The 23,464-nt window shown below is 72.8% G+C and carries 26 protein-coding genes; 11 read left to right on the forward strand and 15 right to left on the reverse strand.

Annotated elements, in window-relative coordinates; all coding sequences use genetic code 11:
* Positions 1-22 precede the first annotated feature (22 nt).
* Positions 23-1,069: a hypothetical protein gene (locus HHX41_RS02120; protein WP_182904587.1), complete on the reverse strand. Its 1,047-nt coding sequence runs from the start codon at positions 1,067-1,069 to the stop codon at positions 23-25.
* A 129-nt stretch (positions 1,070-1,198) separates the two neighbouring features.
* Between HHX41_RS02120 and HHX41_RS02125 the strand changes: the two genes are divergently transcribed.
* Complete coding sequence (locus tag HHX41_RS02125; protein WP_169978789.1) at positions 1,199-1,660, forward strand: RDD family protein; 462 nt, start codon at positions 1,199-1,201, stop codon at positions 1,658-1,660.
* A gap of 37 nt (positions 1,661-1,697) precedes the next feature.
* Here HHX41_RS02125 and HHX41_RS02130 read toward each other — a convergent pair whose 3' ends face one another.
* Complete coding sequence (locus HHX41_RS02130; RefSeq protein ID WP_169978787.1) at positions 1,698-2,354, reverse strand: response regulator transcription factor; 657 nt, start codon at positions 2,352-2,354, stop codon at positions 1,698-1,700.
* Between the two features lie 3 nt (positions 2,355-2,357).
* On the reverse strand, positions 2,358-3,371 hold the full coding sequence (locus tag HHX41_RS02135; RefSeq protein ID WP_169978785.1) for a sensor histidine kinase: 1,014 nt from the start codon (positions 3,369-3,371) through the stop codon (positions 2,358-2,360).
* Between the two features lie 173 nt (positions 3,372-3,544).
* Here HHX41_RS02135 and HHX41_RS02140 point away from each other — a divergent pair, with 173 nt between their 5' ends.
* From HHX41_RS02140 to HHX41_RS02155, 4 genes are all read left to right on the forward strand, one after another.
* Positions 3,545-4,141, forward strand: coding sequence for an SPFH domain-containing protein (locus tag HHX41_RS02140; protein ID WP_169978783.1), 597 nt, complete (start codon positions 3,545-3,547; stop codon positions 4,139-4,141).
* 33 nt (positions 4,142-4,174) lie between these two features.
* Positions 4,175-4,450 carry a hypothetical protein gene (locus tag HHX41_RS02145; protein WP_169978781.1) on the forward strand — a complete coding sequence of 92 codons (276 nt, stop codon included), beginning with the start codon at positions 4,175-4,177 and terminating at the stop codon, positions 4,448-4,450.
* A gap of 44 nt (positions 4,451-4,494) precedes the next feature.
* Positions 4,495-4,953, forward strand: a complete 459-nt coding sequence (locus HHX41_RS02150; RefSeq protein WP_182904588.1) for a CBS domain-containing protein — start codon at positions 4,495-4,497, stop codon at positions 4,951-4,953.
* A gap of 217 nt (positions 4,954-5,170) precedes the next feature.
* A complete protein-coding gene (locus HHX41_RS02155) occupies positions 5,171-6,457 on the forward strand; it encodes an ArsB/NhaD family transporter (RefSeq protein WP_310741727.1) in 1,287 nt (428 codons plus the stop codon).
* Position 6,458: 1 nt separating this feature from the next.
* Here HHX41_RS02155 and HHX41_RS02160 read toward each other — a convergent pair whose 3' ends face one another.
* From HHX41_RS02160 to HHX41_RS02175, 4 genes are all read right to left on the reverse strand, one after another.
* Entirely contained in the window at positions 6,459-7,256 is a 798-nt protein-coding gene (locus tag HHX41_RS02160) for a class I SAM-dependent methyltransferase (RefSeq protein WP_169978775.1), read from the reverse strand.
* A gap of 5 nt (positions 7,257-7,261) precedes the next feature.
* On the reverse strand, positions 7,262-7,933 hold the full coding sequence (locus HHX41_RS02165) for a DUF4191 domain-containing protein (protein WP_169978773.1): 672 nt from the start codon (positions 7,931-7,933) through the stop codon (positions 7,262-7,264).
* Positions 7,934-7,962: 29 nt separating this feature from the next.
* Positions 7,963-8,904, reverse strand: coding sequence for a lipoyl synthase (gene lipA, locus HHX41_RS02170; RefSeq protein WP_182904590.1), 942 nt, complete (start codon positions 8,902-8,904; stop codon positions 7,963-7,965).
* Between the two features lie 135 nt (positions 8,905-9,039).
* Positions 9,040-10,212: a hypothetical protein gene (locus HHX41_RS02175; RefSeq protein WP_182904591.1), complete on the reverse strand. Its 1,173-nt coding sequence runs from the start codon at positions 10,210-10,212 to the stop codon at positions 9,040-9,042.
* 82 nt (positions 10,213-10,294) lie between these two features.
* Between HHX41_RS02175 and HHX41_RS02180 the strand changes: the two genes are divergently transcribed.
* On the forward strand, positions 10,295-10,948 hold the full coding sequence (locus HHX41_RS02180; protein ID WP_182904592.1) for a TetR/AcrR family transcriptional regulator: 654 nt from the start codon (positions 10,295-10,297) through the stop codon (positions 10,946-10,948).
* Positions 10,945-11,232 (forward strand): DUF6204 family protein, encoded by a 288-nt coding sequence (locus HHX41_RS02185; RefSeq protein ID WP_211591431.1) that lies wholly within the window; start codon positions 10,945-10,947, stop codon positions 11,230-11,232. Before HHX41_RS02180 ends, HHX41_RS02185 begins: the two co-directional genes overlap by 4 nt.
* A gap of 3 nt (positions 11,233-11,235) precedes the next feature.
* Here HHX41_RS02185 and lipB read toward each other — a convergent pair whose 3' ends face one another.
* The 6 genes from lipB to HHX41_RS02215 all read right to left on the reverse strand — a co-directional run bounded on the left by lipB (position 11,236) and on the right by HHX41_RS02215 (position 18,305).
* Positions 11,236-11,907, reverse strand: a complete 672-nt coding sequence (gene lipB / locus HHX41_RS02190) for a lipoyl(octanoyl) transferase LipB (RefSeq protein WP_310741728.1) — start codon at positions 11,905-11,907, stop codon at positions 11,236-11,238.
* A gap of 2 nt (positions 11,908-11,909) precedes the next feature.
* The gene (locus tag HHX41_RS02195; RefSeq protein WP_169978764.1) at positions 11,910-12,650 is read right to left on the reverse strand and encodes a peptidase E; all 741 of its coding nucleotides are present in this window, start codon (positions 12,648-12,650) and stop codon (positions 11,910-11,912) included.
* Between the two features lie 34 nt (positions 12,651-12,684).
* The gene (locus tag HHX41_RS02200) at positions 12,685-13,575 is read right to left on the reverse strand and encodes a TIGR01777 family oxidoreductase (RefSeq protein WP_169979739.1); all 891 of its coding nucleotides are present in this window, start codon (positions 13,573-13,575) and stop codon (positions 12,685-12,687) included.
* A 194-nt stretch (positions 13,576-13,769) separates the two neighbouring features.
* On the reverse strand, positions 13,770-15,248 hold the full coding sequence (sucB, locus tag HHX41_RS02205; protein ID WP_182904593.1) for a 2-oxoglutarate dehydrogenase, E2 component, dihydrolipoamide succinyltransferase: 1,479 nt from the start codon (positions 15,246-15,248) through the stop codon (positions 13,770-13,772).
* A 31-nt stretch (positions 15,249-15,279) separates the two neighbouring features.
* Positions 15,280-16,659, reverse strand: coding sequence for a dihydrolipoyl dehydrogenase (gene lpdA, locus HHX41_RS02210; RefSeq protein WP_182904594.1), 1,380 nt, complete (start codon positions 16,657-16,659; stop codon positions 15,280-15,282).
* A gap of 137 nt (positions 16,660-16,796) precedes the next feature.
* Positions 16,797-18,305 (reverse strand): leucyl aminopeptidase, encoded by a 1,509-nt coding sequence (locus HHX41_RS02215; protein WP_169978759.1) that lies wholly within the window; start codon positions 18,303-18,305, stop codon positions 16,797-16,799.
* A gap of 124 nt (positions 18,306-18,429) precedes the next feature.
* On the opposite strand from HHX41_RS02215, the gene HHX41_RS02220 reads away from it, so the two are divergent.
* From HHX41_RS02220 to HHX41_RS02230, 3 genes are read left to right on the forward strand one after another with little or no spacing between them, the layout of a single operon-like run.
* Positions 18,430-18,825: a GntR family transcriptional regulator gene (locus HHX41_RS02220; RefSeq protein ID WP_310741729.1), complete on the forward strand. Its 396-nt coding sequence runs from the start codon at positions 18,430-18,432 to the stop codon at positions 18,823-18,825.
* On the forward strand, positions 18,822-19,832 hold the full coding sequence (locus HHX41_RS02225; protein ID WP_169978755.1) for a DUF1648 domain-containing protein: 1,011 nt from the start codon (positions 18,822-18,824) through the stop codon (positions 19,830-19,832). The genes HHX41_RS02220 and HHX41_RS02225 overlap by 4 nt, the downstream gene beginning before the upstream one ends.
* An 8-nt stretch (positions 19,833-19,840) precedes the next feature.
* Positions 19,841-20,848, forward strand: coding sequence for a CPBP family intramembrane glutamic endopeptidase (locus HHX41_RS02230; RefSeq protein WP_182904805.1), 1,008 nt, complete (start codon positions 19,841-19,843; stop codon positions 20,846-20,848).
* A gap of 43 nt (positions 20,849-20,891) precedes the next feature.
* Here HHX41_RS02230 and HHX41_RS02235 read toward each other — a convergent pair whose 3' ends face one another.
* Complete coding sequence (locus HHX41_RS02235) at positions 20,892-21,851, reverse strand: adenosylcobinamide-GDP ribazoletransferase (RefSeq protein WP_182904595.1); 960 nt, start codon at positions 21,849-21,851, stop codon at positions 20,892-20,894.
* 143 nt (positions 21,852-21,994) lie between these two features.
* Positions 21,995-23,059: a bifunctional adenosylcobinamide kinase/adenosylcobinamide-phosphate guanylyltransferase gene (locus HHX41_RS02240; protein ID WP_182904596.1), complete on the reverse strand. Its 1,065-nt coding sequence runs from the start codon at positions 23,057-23,059 to the stop codon at positions 21,995-21,997.
* A gap of 109 nt (positions 23,060-23,168) precedes the next feature.
* Here HHX41_RS02240 and HHX41_RS02245 point away from each other — a divergent pair, with 109 nt between their 5' ends.
* Positions 23,169-23,429 (forward strand): hypothetical protein, encoded by a 261-nt coding sequence (locus HHX41_RS02245; RefSeq protein WP_396793888.1) that lies wholly within the window; start codon positions 23,169-23,171, stop codon positions 23,427-23,429.
* The last annotated feature ends 35 nt before the right edge of the window (positions 23,430-23,464 follow it).

The raw sequence follows: 23,464 nt of genomic DNA on the forward strand, positions 1-23,464 counted from the left end.
CATCGTACGGCTTTCTCGCAGGTCAGGTGCCCAACGCGGCCGGACAGCGCGGCCCCCCGGAAACGCCGGAGACGCCGGAGGCCCGGTCGTAGGGATCGACGGGCTCGCCGGACGGCCGCGCTTTCTGGGGATCCCCGGGAAATCGCGGATGAACGAAACCGTCGTCCGCGTCGCAATTGGCGCCGAAGAGGGCCGAATCGTCCTTGGCCAGCCAGACGACCAGCCTGCCGTCCTCCCGGTACGCGGAGAACTCGCTCCTGTGGTGCTCGACGACCCTCGCCACGACCAGGGGCGTGCCGGGCCGGCTGACCGGGTGGACGAACAGGTAGTCCGCCGTGATCGTGACGCCTCCGCCGGCCCTCTTGGCGATCGTCGTCTCGCCGGAGACCTTCACGACGTCTCCCACCGGCTCGGCCGTGCCCGGGGCGAGGCTGAACAGCCAGGACCGGGTGCCGGTGGGGCCGCCGTCGTCGAGGCGGCGCAGGAACGCCTCGCGCTGCCGGTGATGCAGCAGGCCGGCGAACGCCACCGGGAGCTCGCCCCGCACCGTGGCCGGGTCGAGGTGCGCGGCCGACAGCAGCCGCCGTACGCGCAGCAGGGCCTGGCCGACCTCCTCCTCGGTGAGCCCGCCGAGCGCCCGCGCGGCGGGCATGACCAGTCCCTGCTCGCCGTCGGCGTACCCGGTGGCGGGGGTGCCGGCGAAGGGACCGGCGGACGGCGCCGGGACGGGCCCGTGGTCGAACAGGCCCTCCTCGCCGTCCGGGATGGGCGTGAGCACGGGCCCGGGCCGGGCGACCACCGGGCCGGAGACGACCACGTCCTCGCCGCCGGCGGCGGACGGGCGGACGACGCCGAACTTCTCCAGGACGTCGGGCCGCAGGACGACGACGAGTCCCAGAAGCACGACCAGGCCCGCGATCGCCGCCAGTGCGGCCGGGCGACGCCGCCGTGCCGGCGAGAACGAGGCCGTCCCGGCCGCGGCGGTCATCCGCCGGATCTCGTCCTGGTCGAACTGCGAGACCAGCGCCTCGAAGCGCGCGTCGATGTCATCGGGGTCCGCCGGCCGCACGGTTCCCTCCAAAACGCTCAGGTCGGAAGCGACTCACCATACCGGGATTTCATGCGATGGCCTGCCCATGATCTCCGGCTTCGTGGCCGGACGCCAGACCGGTGACCCTCCCCGATACGCTGGGAAACCATGAGTGACCGGCAGCCGCGTTGGACGCAGACCTGGATCGGGGGCCCGCGGGCCGCCGGGGCGGACCTGGGCTACCCGGGGGAGCGCCTCGGCCTGCCGGAGCAGGGTCCCGGGGCGGTCGCCGGGTGGGGACGCAGGATCGGCGCGGTCCTCGTCGACTGGCTGGTGTGCACCTGGGCCATCGCCGGTGGCCTGCTGCGCGTCCAGGGCAACGACATCGGCGCGGTCGGCCTCGGGGTCTTCGCCGCGGAGTACGTCCTTCTCGTCGGCACGGTCGGCATGACGCTGGGGATGCGCCTGTTCGGCATCCGCGTGGCCGGGCTCGACGGCGGGCGGCCGCGCTTCCTCGGCGTGCTGGTCCGCACGCTGCTGCTGTGCCTCGCCGTGCCCGCCCTCATCTGGGACCGTGACCGGCGCGGCCTGCACGACCGCGCGGCCGGAACGGTCGTGGTCAACCTCTGACGTCGTGGTCAACCTCTGACACCGCGGGGAACCTCGGTCAGGGTTCGACGAGGCCGGCGCGGATGGCGTAACGGGTCAGTTCGAGCCGGTCGCGCATGCCGAGCTTCTGCAGGATGTTCGCGCGGTGCCTGTCCACGGTCTTCACGCTGATGAAGAGCGTCTCCGCGATCTCCTTGGCCGAGTTGCCCTCGGCGATGAGCTTGACGATCTCCTCCTCCCGGGGCGTCAGGATGCTGTCCGGCATGCGGTCGCCCTGCCGGGCGCGCTGGAGGTAGTCGCGGATGAGGGCGGTGACCGCACCCGGGTAGAGGAAGGGCTCCCCGCGCATCGCCGCCCGGCAGGCCTCCAGGAGGTCCTGGTCGGCGACCGACTTGAGCACGTAGCCCGAGGCGCCGGCCTTGAGCGCCTCGAAGAAGTACTGCTCGTTGTCGTACATCGACAGGATCAGTATCCGGATGTGGGGCGCGAGTCGTGAGATCTCGCGCGCCGCCTGGATTCCGGTCATCCGGGGCATCGCGATGTCGAGGATGGCGAGGTCGATCTCCTCCGATCGGGCGGCCTCGACCGCCTCGGCGCCGTCGGCGGCCTCGGCGACCACCGTGAGATCGGGCTCCGCGTCGAGGATCAGCCGCAGTCCACGCCGGACCAGCGCGTGGTCGTCGGCCAGCAGGATGCGGGTTCTGGGGCTTCCCACGGATCAGCTCTCCTTCACCGCGTGTGGGGGTACGACCAGACGCACGTCCGTGCCGCCGCCGGGCGGGGAGTCGACGGTCAGCCGGGCGCCGATGAGAAGGGCGCGCTCGCGCATGCCGCGGATCCCGGCGCCCTCCTTGTGGACGCCCCCGCGCCCGTCGTCGGCGATGCGCAGCGTGAGCTGTCCATTCTCCTGCGTGAGCGACAGCTCCACATGGCGGGCCTTCGAGTGCCTGGCCACGTTCGTCAACCCCTCCTGCGCGATCCGGTAGAGGACGAGTTCGACCTCTTCGCTGAGAGCCGGCAGGGCGGGGTCGACCTCACGCGTGACCGCGATCCCGCTCGCCTGCGAGAAATCGCTGCTCAGCGCGCTCAGCGCGCTGTGCAGGCCGAGGTCCTCCAGGACTCCGGGCCGCAGCCGTCTGGCGACCTGCCGCACCTCGTCCAGGCTGGCGCGGACCGTCTCCTGGGCCGAGCACAGCTCCTCCCGGAGCTCCTCGGGCGCCCGGTCGACGACGCGCTTGAGCGACAGCAGGGCCACCGTGAGGCTCTGGCCGATCTCGTCGTGCAGCTCGCGCGCGATCCTCCGCCGTTCCCCCTCCTGCGCGGCCAGCGCGTACGCGCTGCTGGCGCTGCGCTCGGCTTCGAGACGTTCGAGCATCTCGTTGAACGTGCCGATCAGCTGGGCGAGATCGCCGTTGCCGCTGTCGGTGAGCCGGTCGCCCGCCCTCAGCAGGTCGACCCGCCGCATGAGCGTGGTGAGCGCGTCCAGCGGGGCCAGGCTCTTGCGGATCAGCAGCGCGTTGGCGGCGATGATCAGGGCCAGTCCCACGGTCAGGACCGGCACCTCGGCGAGCAGGACCGGTGAGGACACCGTGGCGGGGGAGAGCGCGAGCACGAACGTCCCGACGGTGAAGACCAGCCCGTTGATCGCGAACAGCCGCCAGAACAGGGCGCGGGCCGGGTGCCGCGTCCGTGCCGCGGCTCGGCCGCTCTGCGGGTCGGTGCGCTCGTTCACGGTTCACAGCCTGCTCGTCCTCGTACGCCGGTGTCCATGCGGGCTGCCCCCCATCGTGCGGCCTCCCTACATGTCATACCTCTCCCGATATGGGTGCCGCACCCGATGGTGGTGGCCCGCGCCGTCTCGAAGACTGGAACCCAGGAGACGACGGACGGAAAAGGGGGGACGCGATGACGCCGGCAGGACTCGCTTCCCAGACGCCGCTCGCCGCGTGGGCGGTCGCGGCCGGAGTGCTGCTGGTCGTGTCGGCCGTCGCCGTGCTCCGCGTCGTCAAGGAGGGAGAACGACTGGTGGTGTTCCGATTCGGCCGCCTCGCCGCGGTCAAGGAGCCCGGCCTCGCCGCCGTGCTGCCGGGTGCCGACCGCGCCGTCCGCGTCCCGCTGGGCCCGGCCTTTCTCGACCTGCTGTGGCTCGACGCCGTGACCGCGGACGGCGTCGCGGTGACCGTGAACGGCACCGGGCTGGCGTCCGTGCGGGATCCGGCCGCGTACGCCCTGGACCCCGGCCGGTCGGAGTCGGCCACCCTCGCGGCCACGGAGGCGGAGATCCGCGCCCACGTCGCGGAACGCGGCCTGGTGGAGCTGGCCCGGCCGACCGGGGAGAGCCTGCGCGACCTGTCGGCGAGGATCAGCCGCCGCACCCGCGAGTGGGGCGTCGAGGTGACCGTCATCGACCTGCACCGCGTCGAGGTGCGGCTCAAGGCCGACCTCGTCCGCTGGGCCGAGGGCTACGCGGCCCGTGCGGAAGAGGCGCGGAACGGGTCCTGATCCCGGCCCTGTCACCGATCGGAGGGAGCTGAGATGGACGTGACCCGCGCCACCCTGCCCGGCGTCGCGACCGTGGTGCACCAGTGCGTCACCCGCGACGGACAGCGCTTCGGCGTGCTCGTGGAGAAGTCCGGCCGTCGCCGGCTTGTCGTCTACGACTCCGCGGAGCCCGACACGCCGCTGCAGGCGATCAACCTGGACCAGCGCGAGGCCGACCAGCTCGCCGACATCCTGCACAGCAGGCCCGTCCTCGACCGGCTCGCCCATCTGGAACGCCGCTTCGCCGAGTTCGTGGAGGCGGCCCGATGACCATACCCGGAACCGTCCGCCTTCCCGATCGATGTGATGACCTGATGCAAGCGCGCGATGTCGTTGTGAACCTGCCGACGGTGACCGTCCACGACTCCGTCGCCCGGGCCGTACGGATCATGGTGCTGAACCGGATGCCCGGATTGATCGTGGTGGACGACAGGGGACGGCCGGGATGGGTGCTTCCCGGCACGCAGGTGCTGCGTCTCGCGGTTCCCGGCGCCTACCAGGAGGACCCGGCGCTCGCCCGGGCGATCGACGAGGCCCACGCCGACAGCTTCTGGCGGGAACTGGCCGGCATAACGGTGGGAGACTGCCTGCCGGCCCAGCCGCCCAGACCGGTGACGGTGCCCCTCGACGCGACCCTGCTCGAAGTGGCCGCCCTCATGACGCGGCTCCGCAGCCCCATCGCCGCGGTCGTCGGCCCCGACGGCACCCTGGCCGGGGCGATCACACTGGAGCGGCTGCTCACCAGCCTGGCTCTCGTCCCACCTGGTGAGTGACCGCCACAGGTGAGTCGCGGGGCCGCCCCGCACCCTCTTCGGCCGCAGACCCCGTCGCGTCCGTTCGCGTCGCGTCGCGTCATGCGGCATTTCCATGATCTGGAGGTTCGATCATTCACCGCTTCACCATGCCGTCGTCGCGGCGCCGCCCCATCCGGACGCCGTGCCTGAACTCCGCCAGCCGTACGCTCATCGCCGGACCCCCGGGGCGCCGCACGTGAGCGCGGTCGTCTCCTTCTCGATCTTCCTGGTGGCCTTCGTCTTCATCGCGTCGGAGAAGGTCCACAAGGTCAAGGTGGTTCTCATCGCCGCCGGCGCGATGGCCGTTCTGGGGCTGATCCCCGGCGACGAGGTGTTCTTCTCCGAGACCGCAGGCATCGACTGGAACGTCATCTTCCTGCTGCTCGGCATGATGATCATCGTTGGGGTCGTCAAGCAGACAGGGGTCTTCGACTACGTCGCCATCTGGGCGGCGAAGAAATCCAAGGGCCGGCCGTACCGGCTGATGGTCATGCTGATGGTGATCACCGCGGTCGCCTCGCCGTTCCTCGACAACGTCACCACGATCATGCTCGTCGCGCCGGTCACCGTGGTGGTCTGCGACCGGCTCCGCGTCCCGGCCCAGCCGTACCTGATCGCCGAGGTCCTCGCGTCCAACATCGGCGGGGCGGCGACACTCATCGGCGACCCGCCCAACATCATCATCGGCAGCCGTGCCGGGTTGACGTTCAACGACTTCCTGGCCCACATGGCGCCGATCGTGGTCGTCATCTTCGTGGTGTTCGTGCTGCTCACCCGGGTGCTGTTCCGCAAGTCGTTCCGCTACGAACCCGAGCGGGTCGCGGCGGTGATGGCGCTGCAGGAACGGCGGGCCATCACCGACCCACGCCTGCTCGTGCGGTGCATGATCGTGCTCGGCGGGGTCGTCGCCGGGTTCTGCCTGCACGCCGTCGTGCACGTGGAGCCGTCGATCGTCGCCCTGGTGGGCGCCGGGGTGATGCTCCTGGTGTCCCGCGCCGACATGTCCGATGTCCTGCGCGAGGTCGAGTGGAGCACCCTGGTCTTCTTCATGGGCCTGTTCGTGATGGTCGCCGGGCTGGTGAACACCGGTGTCATCGCGACGATCGGCGGCTGGGCCGTCGGCGCGCTCGGTGACGACTACTTCCTCGCGGCCACGGCGCTGCTGTTCGGCTCCGGCGTGCTCGGCGCGTTCTTCGACAACATCCCCTACGTCGCCACGATGGTGCCCGTCGTCGAGGAGATGGTCGCCCAGGCCCCCGACGCGCAGACCGGGCAGGCGCTGTGGTGGTCCTTCGCCCTGGGGGCCGACTTCAGCGGCAACGGCACCGCGGTGGCGGCCAGCGCCAACGTCGTCGCCCTCGGCATCGCCGCCCGCACCGGCCACCGCATCGGCTTCTGGCAGTTCACCAGGTACGGCATCCTCGTCACCGCGCTGAGCATCACGATGGCCTGGGGGTACGTCTGGCTGCGTTACTTCGCCTGATCTACGACGCGGCCCTGACGCACTGGAAGATCGCTGTGCCGGGCAGCAGGCGCCCGCGCAGCGGACTCCAGCCGCCCCACGTGCGGTCGTGGCCCGGCGGCCACTCCGGCTCGGTCAGCCCGGTCAGCACGAGGCCGGAGGCGGCGATCAGGCCCACCCAGTCGCCCATCGTCCGGTGGTGCTCCACGTACGACGGCTCGCCGTCCTCGCCGAACTCGACGTACGGCGAGCGGTCGAAGTAGGGGCGGTCGGCGGTCAGGCCGCGCGGGCCCGGATCGTCGGGGAAGGCCCACCGGACGGGGTGGCTGACGGAGAACACGAACCGGCCGCCCGGCCGCAGCACACGCCGCACCTCGGCCAGCACCGCCCCTGCGTCGGCCACGAACGGCAGCGCGCCGTAGGCCGAGCACGCGAGGTCGAACGACCGGTCCGCGAACGGCAGCGTCTCGGCGTCGGCCTGGACGACGGGCAGGGTCACCCCGGCGGACATGTCGATCCGCCGGGAGTGCTGCAGCTGGCGGTGGGAGAGGTCGACGCCGGTGACCGTGGCGCCGCGCCCCAGCAGCCACCGGCCGCACTGCCCGGCGCCGCAGCCGATCTCCAGGACCCGGCGCCCCGTCACGTCGCCCAGCAGCCGGGCGTCGGCCTCGTCCAGCCCCTCGGGGCACCACACGAAGCCGTCGTCGCGCAGGAAACCGCCGTGCTCGGCCTGGTACTCGTCGGCCGCGCCGTCCCACCAGCCCCGGTTGGCCCGGGAGGTCTGCGACCGGGAGACCGGCCGCCTCCCCACGAGGTCCAACGTCGTCAGCGCATCTTCGGGCCGCGCGGCATCCGGGCGCCCTTGGGAATGGGGCCCTTCGGCAGCGGCATGGCCGGGGTGAGCGCGCGCATCCGGTTGTTGACCTCGGACACCGCGCCCTTCTTCAGGTTGCGGGGCAGCTTCATCACGTGCCGCTGCAGCTTGGCCAGGGGGACCTGACCCTCCGCGTCACCGCACTGGATGTCGTACACGGGCACGTCGACCGCGACCCGCTGCACGCGCTTCTTCTCCGCGAGGAGCATGCGCTGCACCCGGTTGGCCGGGCCCTCGGAGACGAGGATGACCCCCGGATATCCGACGACCCGGAAGACGAGGTCCTGGTCGCGGTTGACCGCGACCGGCTTCTCCTCGACATACCAGGTGCCGCGCAGGCTCTGCAGGATCGCGTACGTCGCCCCCGGCTGGCCGTGGAGCAACGAGTACTGCGACCTCTGCGCGAAGCGGCTGAAGACGATCATCCCGACCAGTACGGCGGCGAAGACGCCGAACACGATCCACGTCCAGCCGAAGATCACGCCAAGGACGACGAACAGGACGAGCGTGCCCAGAGCCGACGCGTAGACGATCGGCATACCCTTGGGGTTCGCCTGCTGAATGATCTGTGCGACCATCCGGAGCTGCTTGAGGCGCCCCGGAGACGCTGCGTCTTTCGCCATGGTCTGAAGGATACAAACGTCGAGCTGACTTAATGAAAACGAGACTCGCCAACGCGGGCGGCGACGGCCTGCTGATAGAGGCGGCCAGCCCGGTAGGACGAGCGCACCAGCGGGCCGGACATGACGCCGGCGAAGCCGATCTCCTCGGCCTCCTGCTGGAGCTCCACGAACTCCTCGGGCTTGACCCAGCGGTCCACGGGGTGGTGACGCTGGGTCGGACGCAGGTACTGCGTGATCGTCACCAGGTCGCAGCCGGCCTCGTGGAGGTCGCGCAGCGCCTGGGTGATCTCCTCGCGCTCCTCGCCCATGCCGAGGATGAGGTTCGACTTGGTGACGAGCCCCGCCTCGCGGGCCATGCCGATGACCGCCAGCGAGCGCTCGTAGCGGAACGCCGGCCGGATCCGCTTGAAGATCCGGGGCACGGTCTCGATGTTGTGCGCGAAGACCTCGGGCCTGCTGGAGAAGACCTCCTCGAGCTGACCGCGGTCGCCGTTGAAGTCCGGCACCAGCAGCTCGACGCCGCACCCGGGGACCGCCTCGTGGATCCGCCGGGCGGTCTCCGCGTACAGCCAGGAGCCGCCGTCGGGCAGGTCGTCACGGGCGACGCCGGTCACCGTCGCGTAGCGCAGGCCCATCTGGCGCACCGACTCGGCGACGCGGCGCGGCTCGTCCCTGTCGTACTCGGCGGGCTTGCCGGTGTCGATCTGGCAGAAGTCGCAGCGCCGCGTGCACTGGTCGCCGCCGATGAGGAAGGTCGCCTCACGGTCCTCCCAGCACTCGGAGATGTTGGGACAGCCGGCCTCCTGGCACACGGTGTGCAGCCCCGCGCCCTTCACCAACGACTTGATCTCGTTGAAGTTGGGGCCGTTGCGCAGCCGTGTCTTGATCCACGGCGGCTTCTTCTCGATGGGGGTCTGGCTGTTGCGCACCTCCAGGCGGAGGAGCTTTCGGCCTTCAGGAGCGACGGTCATGCGACTTCCTTCGCAGCACTCCGCGGCAGCGGTCCGCGGGCCCGGGGTCCGAGCGGAGGCACGGGGCCCGGCGCCGTACGCGGGCCTGCGTGCCTGTCGGAACGCTCGTTCACGAACCCAGCTTATTACCTGCCCTCAGGTGATCCGGGACAGCTCCCGGACCGTGCGGGCGAGGTGACGGGACAGCTCGGCGTCGATCCGGTCCGACTCGCCCGGGCCGAGGCCCACCGTGCCGTCGTCGACGCCGGCCGATTCGAGGAGGACGGCCCGCAGCGCCGTGGGCGGCTCCGCCTGCCAGCCGTCCTGTTCCGCGAGAGAGTCCTGCCTGCGCGCGACCACGAGATCGGGGGTGGCGTCCCTGGAGAGCACGGCCCGGCGGATCTCCTCGGCGGTCTCCCCGCGCCTGGCCGCCGCCATGACGGGGGTGAGACGGCTTTCCGCCGTGGTGAGGGCGTCGACGTACTCGGCGACGGCCCGCGACGAGACGGCGCGGGCCGCGACCTGGTCGGCGTAGTAGACGGCGTGCTGCGACTGGGCGGAGACGAGCCGGCGCAGCGCGAGCTCGGCGAGGAACAGCGGCCACGCCAGCACCCAGCCGGTGACCTTGCCGATCGCCTGTGACGCCATCCTGCCCCCCTGGACGGCGCTGTTCGCATCGAGCAGGGGGTCGCCGAAGTCGCGGTAGCGGTCCACCCGCACGCCCGTCAGCGCGTGCCGCCATTCCCCCGTGGTGGCGAGCGCCGACGGGACGAGCAGGCCGCGGCCGGGGTCGCCGCTGACGTCGCGCGCGAGCTCCGCGCCGAGCATGCCGGCCCGCTCCCGCGGGGTCAGGGTGAGCAGCAGCGGGAGGCCGACGAGCAACACGGGCCGCCGTCGCAGCCCGGGCCGCAGGTGGGCGCATCGGAAGAGGCGGTCGTGCACGTAGATCGCGGCGGGCGGCGCCGCCCCGACCGCGCCGGCGATCCGGCCGGCCGCCTCGAACAGGGCGGGCGCCTCGGCCCTGGTGACCTCTTCGGCGCCGTCCGGGAGCCGGACCGTCCGGGGCCTGGTCCAGATCGCGATGGCGATGGGCACGCTGCCGCACAGCCAGCCGATCACGTTGCCCTTCCAGCCGGCGACGATGAGGACGCCCCCGGCCAGGATGGCGGCCGTCACCGCGTGGACGACGGCCGACACGGCGGTGGTGAGCAGCCGGGCGGCCGGGCCGGGCCGGTCCAGCCGCCGGCCCCGGAGCCGGAGGAACCGTCTCCTGGCGTCACGGGGAAGCGGGTCGGTGCGGATCTCGCCGGGGGGTGCGGACGGGTTCATCCCGCGAGTATCTCCGAGGCCGCCGCCTTCGGCGAGAGCCTTGAAAGTGCAATCCATTGCAATTTTGCAGTAGGGTTCAGAAATGGCCGAGGGGCTACGGGAGCGCAAGAAGCGGCGGACGCGGCAGCACATCGCCGAGGTGGCGGTCGGGCTGTTCGTGGAGCGCGGATTCGGCAACGTCACGATGGCCGAGGTCGCGCAGGCCGCCGAGGTGTCGGTGAACACCGTCTACAACTACTTCCAGGCCAAGGAGGACCTCGTGCTCCCGCCCGAGGAGGCGTCGCCCCGGAGGCTGGCCGACATCGTGCGGGAGCGGCCGCCGGGCCAGTCGGCGGCCGTCGCGGTGCTGGAGCGCCTGCGCCGGGAGATACACGGGCGCGAACGCACGGTCGGGCTGAGTCCGGGATTCGGACGTGTGCTGGAGATGATGCGGGCCGCCCCCACGCTGACCGCCCGGCTGGAGGACCTCGGCCGCCGGATGACCGACGCGCTGGCGGCCGAACTGGCCGAGGAGACCGGTGCGGACGCCGGCGATCCGCTGCCGCGTGTGGTCGCCTGGCACATCGGCTGCCTCCACTCGCTGGTGTACGCCGAGATCGGGCGGCGTACGACGGCGGGGGAGAGCCCGGACGTCATCGCGGCCGCCGTGCTGGATCTGCTCGACGTCGCCGAGAGCCTCCTGGGCGAGCGGGTCCGCGACTACGCCGTACGAGAGGGACGACCGTGTTCAGAGTGACGATCAGAGGAAAGTTCAAGGGCCTCGACGACGCCGGCCGGGCCGCCGTGACGGCGGCCGGCGGCGCGGCCTATACCGAGGGCGGCGCGTTCACCCACGACGCGAGCGTCTCCACCTTCACCTTCCGCTGCCAGGTGCCCGCGGGGCCGGACGACGGCGAGGACGAGGCCGCGCTGGGAGCGATGGCCGCGCTGGACGCGCACGGGCACCCGTACGAGATCCTGCAGGTCGCGGTGACCGACATGCGCCAGATCAAGATCCGCCGGAAGAGCCGCGGCGCGTAGCCGTCAGGCGATGTCCTCCTCGTACAGGTCGTACGGCTCCTGGCCGAGGGCCTCGGCGAGACGCTTGCCGGCGAACGGGATGACCTCGTCGACCGTGATCCGCCGGCCGGTCTCGGCCGACAGCGACGTGACCCCGGCGTCGTCGCCCGTGATGCGGGTGTACCAGCTCAGGTCGTTGACGCAGTTGAGCGCGAAGCCGTGCATGGTGACCCCGCCGGAGACCCGGATGCCGATCGTGCCGAGCCTGCGGTCGGGCAGCCCGTGCGCGGGGTCGCCGGGCACCCACACCCCGCCGGCGCCCTCCACCCGGCGCGCCGTCAGCCCGAAGTCGGCGCAGACCTGGATCAGGACCTCCTCCAGCGACCGGACGTAGGAGACCACGTCGCCGATGCGGATGATGGGGTAGCAGACGAGCTGCCCGGGACCATGCCAGGTGATCTTCCCGCCCCGGTCCACGTCGATGACCGGCGTGCCGTCGACCGGCCGCTCGTGCGGCAGCGTCCGCTTGCCCGCCGTGTAGACGGGGGCGTGCTCCAGCATGAGGCACAGGTCGGAGATCTCGTCGGCCGCCCGCCGGGCGTGCAGCCGCCGCTGCAGGGTCCATGCCTGCTCGTACGGTACGTCGACACCCAGGCGGACGATGGCCACGCCCTTCACGTTCCCATCGCCCTTCACGTTCACAGCGTAGAGGTGAGCAGCCGGGGCTCGATACGCAGCTCCTTGACGGCGGGACCGTCCCGCTCGACCCGGTAGGCGTACCCCTCGGGGTCGATGGTCACGGCCTGGATGAACTCCGTGCCCACGTAGTGCAGCGCCACGCCCTCGTCGGCGGCGTACCCCTCGGGCAGCTCGCCCGACGCGACCGACTCGTGCAGCAGCGTCCGACGCTGGGGGTCGGAGTTGTAGTGGACGCCGCACGAGTAGGGGAGCAGGCCGAGGCCTTCGGCCCAGGGCCGCAGCGCCGGCCCGAACGAGTCGGTGTTGCCCCCGACGTGCCAGCACAGCGCGCCGGCGCTCTGCCCGGACAGCACGATCCCGGCCCGCCACGCCTCGGCGAACGCCTCGTCCAGGCCGTGCAGCCGCCACAGCGCGGCGAGGTTGGCGACGCTGCCGCCGCTCACGTAGATCGCGTCCTGCTCCAGGATCCACTCGCGCGGATCCTCGACGTTCGGCATCGGAAAGACCGTCAGGTGGCTCACCTCGACGTCCCAGCGGGCGAACGCGCCGTACATCTTGAGCAGCCAGTCGGCGTCGTCGCCGGTGGCGGTGGCGAGCAGGCCGAGCTTGGGCCGGTCCTGCCCGGTCAGGTCGAGGACGTAGCGCAGCAGCGCGGTCGGCTCGATGAAGCCGTACCGCTCGGTCTGCCGGAACGACCCGCCCCCGATGGCGACGATGTGCGACTGCCCGATGCGGCTCATGCCCACCACTCCCGTTCCCGGATCGAATGACTCTTTAGAGTACGGCGGCCAGCGCCTCGCCGACGGTGGGATGGGCGAACCGGTGGCCGGCGTCGAGCAGTCGCCGGGGGAGCACCCGCTGCCCGGCGAGCAGGGCCTCCTCCGCGAACTCCCCGAGCGCCAGGCGCAGCGCGAACCGCGGGGCGGGGAGCGGCATCGTCGGGCGCCGCAGCGCCTTCGCCAGAGCGGCCGTGTATTCGGCGTTGGTCACCGGCTCGGGAGCCGTGAGGTTCACCGGCCCGGCCAGTTCGTGCGCCAGCAGGAAGCGGACCGCGTCCACCCAGTCGGGCAGCGAGATCCACGAGACGTACTGCCTGCCGTTGCCGAGCACGGCGCCCGCGCCCATCTTGAAGATCGGCAGCATCCGGGCGAGCGCGCCGCCCCGGCCGCTGAGCACCACGCCGCTGCGCAGCAGCGTCACCCGCGCGCCCGCCTCCCCGGCGGGCTCGGTGGCCGCCTCCCAGCCGCGCACCAGATCGACGAGGAAGCCCCGGCCCGGCGGCGCGGACTCGTCCACGGCCCGGTCGCCGGTGTCGCCGTAGAAGCCGATCGCGGAGGAGGACAGCAGCACCCGAGGTCCGCCCTCGGCGCGGGCCAGCGCCTCGGCGAGGGTCCGCGTGCCGTTGACCCGGCTGTCCATCAGCTCCCGCTTGTACGCCTCCGACCACCGGCGGTCGCCGATCCCGGCGCCGGCCAGGTGGACGACGGCGTCCGCGCCCTCCAGCGCCCCCGGGTCGAGCACCCCGTTCGCCGGGTCCCAGAAGCGCTCGCCGGGCCCCGCGGGAGTGCGCCGCACCAGGCGGCGCACCTCGTGCCCGTCGGCGCGCAGCGCGTCGACCAGGGCCGTTCCGAGCAGTCCCGAGGAGCCCGTCACCACTGTCGTCATCGTGTCCACGCACGCATCACTACCCCGTCAGGAGCGGTTCCGCCAGGACTCACGCGAGAGGAGCCCGTTTCCACCGGGCGGTGCGCCCGCTGTCACGGCGCCTCGACACGGCCGGAGACGGCGAGGGCCGCCCCGCGAAGCGCGGGACGGCCCCGATGCGTCCGGGCCTACGGCTCGCGCCGGCCCGGGTACGGCTACGCCAGGCCGAGCTGGGCCTCGAAACGGCCCTCCTCGAGACGGTGCTTGATCGTCGTGAGGAAGCGGGCCGCGTCGGCGCCGTCGACCAGGCGGTGGTCGTAGCTGAGCGCGAGGTACACCATCGAGCGGACCGCGATGACCTCGCCCTCCGGGGTGTCCACGACGACCGGGCGCTTGACGACCGCGCCGGTGCCCAGCATGCCGACCTGCGGCTGGTTGAGGATCGGCGTGTCGAACAGCGCGCCCCGGCTGCCGGTGTTGGTCAGCGTGAACGTGCCGCCGGTGATCTCGTCCGGGCTCACCTTGTTGGTGCGGGTGCGCTCGGCCAGGTCGGCGATCTTACGGGCGAGCCCGGCGATGTTGAGGTCGCCCGCGTTCTTGATCACCGGGACGAGCAGGCCGCGCTCGGTGTCGGTCGCGAAGCCCAGGTGCTCGACGTCGAAGTAGGTGACCTCGTTGGTCTCGCTGTTGATCGTGGCGTTCAGCTTCGGGTGCTGCTTGAGCGCCTCGACCGCCGCCTGGGCGAAGAACGGCATGAACGACAGCTTCACGCCCTCGCGCCGCAGGAACTCGCCCTTGGCCCGGTCGCGCAGGCGGGCGATCCGGGTGACGTCGACCTCGACCACGGTGGTGAGCTGGGCCGAGACCTGCAGCGACTCCACCATGCGCTTGGCGATGGTCTGCCGCAGGCGCGACATCTTCTCCGTACGGCCGCGCAGCGTGGTGTCGGCCTTCACCTCGGGAGCCGGGGCGGAGGCGACGGCCGGGGCGGCGGGAGCCTGGGCCGGGGCCGCCTGCGGAGCCGCCGGAGCGGCGGCGGCCTGCTCGCGCTGCACGCGGGCGGCCTCGATGACGTCCTGCTTGCGGATCCGGCCGCCGACGCCGGTGCCGGTCAGCGCGTCGAGGTCGACGCCGTGCTCGGCGGCGAGCTTGCGGACCAGCGGCGTGACGTACGGGCTCTCACCGGACGACGGCAGCGGGGTCGGCTCGCTCGGCTGCGCGGCCGGGGCCGGAGCCTGCGGAGCCGGGGCGGGCGCGGGCGCCGGGGGCACCGGCTGCGGCGTCACCACGGCGGGCGCGGGCTGCGGAATCGACGAGATCGGCGCCGCCGCGGGCTGGGCGGGAGCGGGCTCGGGCGCCGCCGCCTGCGCGGGGGCCGGAGCGGGCTCCGGCTCGGGCTCGGGCTGCGGAGCGGGGGCCGGAGCCGCCGGCTCGGCGGCGGCCGGAGCGGCGCCCGCCTCGGAGTCGATCAGGGCCAGCTCGGCGCCGACCTCGACCGTCTCGTCCTCGGCCACGATGATTTTGGTCAGGTAGCCCGCGGACGGCGAAGGGATCTCGGTGTCGACCTTGTCGGTCGACACCTCGAGGAGCGGCTCGTCGGCCTCGACGCGGTCGCCTTCCTTCTTCAGCCAGCGGGTGACGGTGCCCTCGGTAACGCTCTCGCCGAGCTGGGGCATGGTTACGGAGACCGGCATGGTGTCTTCTCTCGCGTTCGCTAGGAGGGCTTCAGTTGTGGACGTGCAGCGGCTTGCCGGCCAGGGCCAGCATCGCCTCGCCGAGGGCCTCGGACTGGGTCGGGTGCGGGTGGATCAGCTGGGCGACGTCGGTGGCCGTGGCCTCCCAGTTGAAGATCAGCTGGGCCTCGGCGATCAGCTCGCCCACCCGGCTGCCCACCATGTGGACGCCGAGCACCCGGCCGTCGCGCTCGGCGACGACCTTGACCTCGCCCTGGGTCTGCAGGATCTTGCTCCTGCCGTTGCCCGCGAGGTTGTAGCTCAGCTCGACGACGTCGTGACCGCGCTCGCGGGCGACCGACGTGGCGATGCCCACCGACGCGACCTCGGGCTCGGAGTAGGTGATGCGCGGCACGCCGTCGTAGTCGATCGGCACCGGGTTGAGCCCGGCGATGTGCTCGGCGACCAGGATGCCCTCGGCGAAGCCGACGTGGGCGAGCTGCAGCGTGGGGATGAGGTCGCCCACGGCGTAGACGCCCGGCACGCTGGTCTGGCAGAACTCGTCGACGAGCACGTAGCCGCGCTCCATCGTGACGCCGTTCTCCTCGAAGCCGAGGCCGGCCGAGACCGGGCCGCGGCCGACGGCGACGAGCATGATCTCGGCGTCGAGGGTCTTGCCGTTCTCCAGGGAGACGACGACCCCGGTGTCGGTGGTCTTGACGCTCTCGAACCTGGCGCCCAGCTCGTACTTGATCCCACGGCGGCGGAAGGCGCGCTCCAGCAGCTTGGAGCTGGACTCGTCCTCCAGTGGCAGCAGGTGCGGCAGCGCCTCGACGATCGTGACCTCGGCGCCGAACGAGCGCCACACGCTGGCGAACTCGACGCCGATGACGCCGCCGCCCAGGATGACGACCGAGGACGGGATCCGGTCGAGGACCAGCGCGTGGTCGCTGCTGATCACCTTCTCGCCGTCGATGTCCAGGCCGGGCAGCGACTTCGGCACCGAGCCGGTCGCCAGCACGACGTTGCGGCCCTCGTACACCTGGTCGCCGACCACGACGCGGTTGGGGCCGGCCAGGCGGCCCTCGCCCTCGACCACAGTGATCTTCTTGCTCTTGATGAGCCCGGCCAGGCCCTTGTAGAGGCCGCCGATCACCTTGTCCTTGTACGCGTGGACGCCGGGGACGTCGATGCCCTCCAGACGGGTGCGGACGCCGAACGACTCGCCCTCGCGGGCCTGGTCCGCCAGCTCGGCCGCGTGCAGCAGCGCCTTGGTGGGGATGCAGCCGCGGTGCAGGCAGGTGCCCCCGACCTTGTCCTTCTCGATGAGGACGACGTTCATGCCGAGCTCGGCCGCCCGCAGGGCACAGGCGTATCCACCGCTACCGCCACCTAGGACGACGATGTCGTAGGGGCCGCTGCCATCAGCCACTGGAATGCTCCTTGGTCGTATTCACACCGCCGGAAGGACCCGGCAGCATCTTTTCACTTGTCCCGGAAGATCGTGGCCCCGGCCCGGGCCCGCGCGGGCGCGCCGCGACCTGGCTCGTTACGAGGGCCGTCTTCCTGTTAAACAGCCTGCGCGGACGTGCCGTTCCCCGCGTAGCGCTCGGCGACCGCGACGAGCGTGCGGGTCATCGCGCCGGTGCCGCCCTTGGGGGTGTAACCGTGCGGCTCGCCCTTGTTGAACGCCGGGCCCGCCATGTCGATGTGCGCCCACTGGACGCCCTCGGGCACGAACTCGCGCAGGAAGATGCCCGCGGCGAGCATGCTGCCCCACCGCTCGGGCTGGAGGTTGGCGATGTCGGCGACCGCGGAGTCGAGTCCCCTGCGCAGCTCGGCGGGCAGCGGCATGCCCCAGGCGCCCTCACCCTGCTCGCCGGCGATGCGGACGACCTCCTCGCGGAGGGCGTCGTCGTTGGCCATCACGCCGGCCGTACGCCAGCCGAGCGCGACGATCTGGGCGCCGGTCAGGGTGGCGACGTCGATGATCACGTCGGGTTCGTCCTGGGCGGCGCGGGCGATGCCGTCGATCAGCACCAGACGGCCCTCGGCGTCGGTGTCGAGCACCTCGACCGTCTTGCCGCTGTAGGTGTGCAGGACGTCGGAGGGGCGCTGGGCGCTTCCCGAGGGCATGTTCTCCGCCAGGCAGAGATAGCCGACCGCGTTGACGCGCAGGCCCAGCCGGGCGATCGCGACGAGCGCGCCGAACACGGCTCCCGCGCCGCCCATGTCGGACTTCATCCAGTCCATGGAGGCGGAGGGCTTGAGCGACAGGCCGCCGGAGTCGAACGTGATGCCCTTGCCGACGAAGGCGACCTTCCGGGTGGCCTCGGGGTGGCTGTAGGCGACCCGGACCAGGCGCGGCGGATTGACCGAGCCCTGGCCGACGCCGACGATGCCGCCGTAGCCGTCCTCCTTGAGCCTGACCTCGTCGAGCACCTCCACCGAGAGGCCGGTCTCGCCGCCGGTCTCCCGGGCGATCTCGGCGAAGCGCGCGGGCCACAGGTCGGACGGGGGCGTGTTCACCAGGTCGCGGACGAGGGCGACGGCGTCGGCGAGCGTCGCCGCGTGCGCGACGGCCTCCTCGGCCCCGGCCGCGCCGGACAGGACGGCCAGCTCGCCGACCGGAGCCTTACGGTCGCCGCCGGTGCGGTACCGCGTGAAGTCGTAGGCGCCGAGCAGTCCGCCCAGCGCGACGGCCTCCGCCTCGTCGGCCGTACGGGCGGGCAGGGCGAGCGCCGCGGACGCCGTCCCGGCGAGGGAGCGGACGGCCGCTCCCGCCGCGCGGCGCAGGGTTTCCAGGTCGTAGCCGTCCTCGGGCGCGTCGCCGAGGCCCACGACGACGGCGATGGGCGCCGGCAGCGCCCCGAGGGTCGGGATCTTGACGACTTCCTCGGCCTTGCCGGTGAACCCCATCGTGCTGAGGATCTCGGCCAGTCGTCCGTCCAGGGCCTGGTCGAGGCCTTCGCCGCCCGGGGCGGGGCGTGGACCTTCCGGGGTCGTGTGGACGCCGATTATGAGAGCTGCGGTCTCGATGGAGACCGCGTCAGATGCGTTTATGCGCACTGTGGTCACGTGAGCCGATGCTAGCTGGGCTTACTCGGCTACGCATAAACGAGGGTTCATCCTACCTATCAGTAGCCGGGATGGTGCCAATCGAACTAGCACCATCGCGGCACTTCGGGTAGATGGTGCTAATGTGAATAGCACCATGTTGCTCACGCTCGATCTCAACGATCCGCGGCCCCTGCATGAACAGGTGGCCGACGCCGTCAGGCGCGCGATCGGGGCCGGGGACATCGCCCCGGGCGACCGGCTGCCGCCGGCCCGCGACCTGGCCCACGCGCTGGGCGTCAACGCGAACACGGTGCTGCGCTCGCTGCGCGACCTGCGCGACGAGGGCCTGCTGGAGTTCCGCCGCGGGCGCGGCGTGTCCGTGCTGCGCAGGCCGGACGGCCGTGAGGCGCTCAGGGCGCGGGTGCGAGACCTGCTCGACGAGGCCGCCGGATATGGCCTCACCGCGGACGACGTCGTCGCCCTCGTCAAGGACCTCGGCAAAGACTTCGGCAAGGACCCCAGCAAGGAGACGGCATGACCGAACCGCACGACAGCTCCGTGACCGGCGTCCGCGCGCGACTGATGGCGGCCCTCGCGGCCTGGGCCGTGCTGGTCGCCGCCGTGCTGGTGGCGGTGCCGCTGGCGTTCGCGGACCGCCTCCCCGACCCGCTGGCCACCCACTGGGGGCCCTCCGGGCGGCCCGACGGCTCCATGCCCTTCGCCGTCTTCGTGCTCCTCGCCGTGGTGTGGGCCGTCATCGCGGCGATCGGCCTCGGCGTCGCCGCGCGCCGCCGTAACCTGGTCCGCCGGGTGACGCGCGCCTGGTTCTGCGCCGGGCTGGCCTGGGCGGGCGGGTTCATGGTCACCACGCAGGCCGTCACGATCGCCGCCAACCTCGACCGCGGTCACTGGACCCGTGCGGCGGGCGTGAGCTGGCAGGTCGCGGTGGTCGTCGCCGCGCCGATCGCGCTCGGGGCGCTGGGCTGGCTCGCCGGCCGGCGCGGCCCTGACGTTCCCGCGGCGCCGTCGGGGACCGGACCGCTGATCGACCTCGACCCGGGGAAGCGGCCGGTGTGGGTCTCCACCGTCACCGCGCGCTGGGCGGCCTTGCTCGCGCTCGTGTCCCTCGCCGCCGCGGTGGTCGTCGCGGGCGTGGCCCTGTCCGGCCGGGTCCCCGGCGGCTGGAGCGTGGTGGTGCCGCTCGCTCTGGTGGGCGTGATCGGCACGGTGCTGTCGTCGGTCTCGGTGCGGGTCGTCCCCGAAGCGCTGACCGTGTCGGTCGGTCCGCTGCGGTGGCCCTCGCGCACGGTGCGGCTCGAGCGCGTGGAGCGGGCGTGGGTGGAGGAGCGGTACCCGGCCCAGGTGGGCGGATGGGGCTACCGTGGGCTCCCGGGGCGGGCCACGATCATGATCCGCGGCGGCGAGTGCCTGGTCGTCAGGTACACCTCCGGCGGCGAACTGGGGATCACGGTGGACGACGCCGCCACGGGCGCCGCTCTCGTCAACGCCCTCGTCGCCCGACGGCACTCCTCTGCCGAAAGGTGATGACTGTGATGCGGCGTCACGCCGATGTCTGGCTGTTCCTCCTCGTCGCGTTCGCGGCCTCGTGGCTGATCGCGCTGCCCGTGTGGCTGGGGGCCGCCCCGCTCGGCGCGGCCGCCTTCCAGATCCTCGGCATCCTGATCATGTTCACGCCCTCCCTCGGCGTACTGGCCGTGTGGCTCACCCGGCGGCGCGGCACGACGGCGCGGCGGTGGGCGCGGGCGACGGGGCTCACGTTCGGCCCGCGGCGGGGGAGGACCGTCGCGCTCCTGGCGGCGGCCCTGCTCGGCGTGCCGCTTCTCGTGGCCGTCGCCCTGCTGGTCAGCGCCGCCGTGGGGGTGGTGCGCCTCGACGTCGCCGGGCTGAGCCTCTACCGCGCGCAACTGGCCGCGGTCCTCGACCAGGTGCCGCTGGACCCGAAGGTCCTGTACGTCGTCCAGGTCGTGCAGGCCGTGCTGCTCGCCCCGATCCTCAACGCGATCCCCGCGCTCGGGGAGGAGTGGGGCTGGCGGGGCTGGCTGCTGCCGCGCCTGCTGGGCGACCCGGCGGTCTCGCCCCCGGCGGCGGGGGAGCCCGGCACTGTAGAGCCCGGCGCTGTGGAACCCGGCGCTGTGGAACCCGGCGCTGTGGAACCCGGCACCGGGGAGTGGCGGCCCGCCCGGGTGTGGCCCGCGCTGGTGCTGTCCGGCGTGATCTGGGGCCTGTGGCACGCCCCGCTCACGCTCAAGGGGTACAACTACCCGGCGCTCGGCGCCTGGGCGGCGGTGCTGTTCGTCGGCTTCTGCGTCATATTCGGGGCGCTGCTCGGCTGGGTGCGGCTGCGCTCGCGCAGCGTGTGGCCCGCGGTCGCCGCGCACGCCTCGGTGAACGCCACGACCGGCCTGGCGCTGCTCCTCGGCGACGCGGCGGACCCGCCGAACCCGGCGCTCGCCGGGATCAGCGGGATCGTCGGCTGGGTGCTGCTCGCGGCCGTCGTCCTCGTCGTCTACCGGCTGCGCCCCGTCGCCGTGCCGCGCTGACGCGCACATCCCCGGGCGGCCCCCGGCGTCACAGCAGCAGGCGTCACAGCAGCAGGACGGCGGCCAGCAGCGTCACCGTGGTGGCCGTCTCCACGAGGGCGCCGAGCACGTCGCCCGTGACGCCGCCCAGCCGCCGTACGGCCCGGCGGCGCAGCAGCGCGGCGGCCCCCAGCCCGGCGGCCATCGCCAGCAGCAGTCCGGCGGGCGCGAGCAGGTACGGGTCGACGGTCACGTGGGACAGCAGACCGGTGGGCCGGGGACCCGCGGCGAGGGTCCCCCCGTTGACCGATGTGGGGTAGCCGTAGTCGTTGCCGAGGCGGTCGAAGCCGGCGGGGAACAGCGCGCCGAGGTCCAGGACGACCCGGGTCCCGTCGGCGGCCGGCACGCAGAAGGCCGGTGCGCCGATCGCCGCCACCAGGGCGAGCACCGCCACGACGGCGGCAGACGCGAAGGTGGCCCCGATCGCGGCGCCCCGCCGTACGGTGCCGGCGACGAGCGCGCCGAGGCCGGTGGGCCGGGCCGGGGGCACGCCCTCGCGGCAGGCCCACGTGACGGCCAGCCGACCGGTCACCGCGGCCGCCACCAGCGCGACCCAGGCGACGGCGTCGCCCCGCGACAGCGCGGCCACCTGGACGAGCAGGGCGATCACGGCGGCGACGACCCCGAACGGGCCGATGTCGGAGCGCTTCATCACCTCCAGCGCCCCGTCGGACGGCTTGCCGCTGCCGAGCCCGTCGGCCAGGTCCGCGAGTCCGTCGAGATGCAGGGCCCGCGTCAGCCACGCGAGCGCGCCCACCGCGAGGACGGCGCCGAGCAGCGGCGAGCCCGACATCGCACCGGTGGCGACGAGCACCACGGCCCCGGCCAGGCCGAGGAGCACACCGACGAAAGGCGCCAGCGCCATGGCGCGTCCCACTACGACGCGACCGGCCTCCACTGGCCGTACGGGGAGGATCGTGAGCGTCCCGACCGCGAACCGCCAGGCCGCGCCAATCCCGTTCATGCCACCCCCTCGCCTGGCGGCTCGGGGTTCGGTCGTGCCGGAGGCGCGCAATCCAGCACCTCGCGAATCGCGCTGTGCTTACTGATTCGCTCGCTCCGCTCGCTCATGCGAGGTTCGTCGGACACGAGGGCAAAGCGTAGTTCTCACGGGGGCAACGGGACGACCCGGCCGGCGATCACCAGGGCGACGTCCTCGGACTCGCGGGCGAGGGCCTGGTTGAGGCGGCCGAGCGCGTCGCGGAACAGCCGTCCGGCGGGGGTGGCCGGGATCACCCCGAGGCCCACCTCGTCGCTGACCGCCACCACGCGGGCGCGGGTGCCGCGCCAGGCGGCAACCAGCGCGTCGCACCGCCGCGCCACCCGGCCGAGCGCCGGGCGGTGGTCGTCCGCGGCCGTGCCGTCCGGCCAGGCGGCGCACTCGTCGAACACGGCCGCCAGCCAGGTGCCGATCCCATCGACGAGGAACGTCCCCGAGGCGGCGGACAGGACGGCCACGAGGTCGGTGGTCTCCACGGTGTGCCAGTGCGCCGGGCGCCGCTCCCGGTGGGCCCGTACGCGGGCGAGCCAGGCCGGGTCGTCGCCGCCGGAGGGCCCGGTGGCGACGTAGGTCACCTCGGGTTCGGCGGCCAGGCGGAGTTCGGCCTCCTCGGACTTGCCGGACCGCGACCCCCCGAGCAGCAGTGTGCGGCGTGGCGGCGCGCCGCCACGCCGCACGCTGAGCGCCGCCTCCGCGCTCGCCGTGCCGGCCGTGTCCACGACGGTCCCGTCGGGGACGACCGTCGCGCCCCAGAAGCCGAGTCGGCGGGCCAGTTCGTCCTCGCTCGTGACACGGTGGTCGAGACGCACCGCGATGATCCGCGTCGCGGGCGTGACCCGTCCGCGACGGCGCAGGTCGCCCAGCCGCTCCGGCCGGTCGGGCAGGTCCATGAGCACCACGTCGAAGGGCGCGTCCTCATCCCGCGCTCCGGCGGACGGTCCCACGGAGCAGAGCAGGCGGCCGCCGTCCGGTCCGGTGAGCTCGCAGCCGTCGGCGGTGTGGCGGATCCGGTAGCCGCCGGGCGGGCGGGCGTCCGTGAGCCGTACGCGGCCGTCGACCACGACGGACAGGGGGCGGCGATGGCCGGGGGCGAGCCGGCCGCAGGACGCGCAGGGACAGCCGGGGGCGGGCCAGCCGTCCGGGCCTCCGGTCCCCTCCAGACGGACCTCCATGCCGTTCCTCTCCAGCGTCTCGGGTGCTCGGGCGGCCCCGACCCTAGCCGCGCCGCGGGGGGAGGTGGAGGCCGGGGCGGAGAGGATAGGGTCCGGCTGCACGGCCTTTGTGCCGTACCGGTCCCGGCGCGGGGACGGCGAGGAGTCGAAGGAGCGGGTGCGGATGATTTGGCGGTGGCGTTACGAGGACGCGAACGGCGGCGAGGTCACGGACCGGCCGCTGCCGAGGGAGATCTTCTCCAGCCAGTCCGACGCGGAGTCGTGGCTGGGGGAGAGCTGGCGTGAGCTGCTCGAGGCCGGTGTCGAGCAGGTCACGCTCATGGAGGACGAGCGGGTCGAATACTCGGGGATGTCCCTGCGCGCCGAGTGAGCCGGGCGGGGGCCGGGACCCGCGACGGGCGCGGT

The sequence above is a fragment of the Microbispora sp. H13382 genome, from assembly GCF_014161445.1.
In the GTDB taxonomy this organism is placed as follows: domain Bacteria; phylum Actinomycetota; class Actinomycetes; order Streptosporangiales; family Streptosporangiaceae; genus Microbispora.

Coding starts and splice junctions, on each gene's coding strand:
- HHX41_RS02125 (WP_169978789.1), top strand. CDS start 1,199: ATGAGTGACCGGCAGCCGCGTTGGACGCAGACCTGGATCGGGGGCCCG.
- HHX41_RS02140 (WP_169978783.1), top strand. CDS start 3,545: ATGACGCCGGCAGGACTCGCTTCCCAGACGCCGCTCGCCGCGTGGGCG.
- HHX41_RS02145 (WP_169978781.1), top strand. CDS start 4,175: ATGGACGTGACCCGCGCCACCCTGCCCGGCGTCGCGACCGTGGTGCAC.
- HHX41_RS02150 (WP_182904588.1), top strand. CDS start 4,495: ATGCAAGCGCGCGATGTCGTTGTGAACCTGCCGACGGTGACCGTCCAC.
- HHX41_RS02165 (WP_169978773.1), bottom strand. CDS start 7,933: ATGGCGAAAGACGCAGCGTCTCCGGGGCGCCTCAAGCAGCTCCGGATG.
- lipA (WP_182904590.1), bottom strand. CDS start 8,904: ATGACCGTCGCTCCTGAAGGCCGAAAGCTCCTCCGCCTGGAGGTGCGC.
- HHX41_RS02175 (WP_182904591.1), bottom strand. CDS start 10,212: ATGAACCCGTCCGCACCCCCCGGCGAGATCCGCACCGACCCGCTTCCC.
- HHX41_RS02180 (WP_182904592.1), top strand. CDS start 10,295: ATGGCCGAGGGGCTACGGGAGCGCAAGAAGCGGCGGACGCGGCAGCAC.
- HHX41_RS02195 (WP_169978764.1), bottom strand. CDS start 12,650: ATGAGCCGCATCGGGCAGTCGCACATCGTCGCCATCGGGGGCGGGTCG.
- HHX41_RS02200 (WP_169979739.1), bottom strand. CDS start 13,575: ATGACGACAGTGGTGACGGGCTCCTCGGGACTGCTCGGAACGGCCCTG.
- sucB (WP_182904593.1), bottom strand. CDS start 15,248: ATGCCGGTCTCCGTAACCATGCCCCAGCTCGGCGAGAGCGTTACCGAG.
- HHX41_RS02225 (WP_169978755.1), top strand. CDS start 18,822: ATGACCGAACCGCACGACAGCTCCGTGACCGGCGTCCGCGCGCGACTG.
- HHX41_RS02230 (WP_182904805.1), top strand. CDS start 19,841: ATGCGGCGTCACGCCGATGTCTGGCTGTTCCTCCTCGTCGCGTTCGCG.
- HHX41_RS02235 (WP_182904595.1), bottom strand. CDS start 21,851: ATGAACGGGATTGGCGCGGCCTGGCGGTTCGCGGTCGGGACGCTCACG.
- HHX41_RS02240 (WP_182904596.1), bottom strand. CDS start 23,059: ATGGAGGTCCGTCTGGAGGGGACCGGAGGCCCGGACGGCTGGCCCGCC.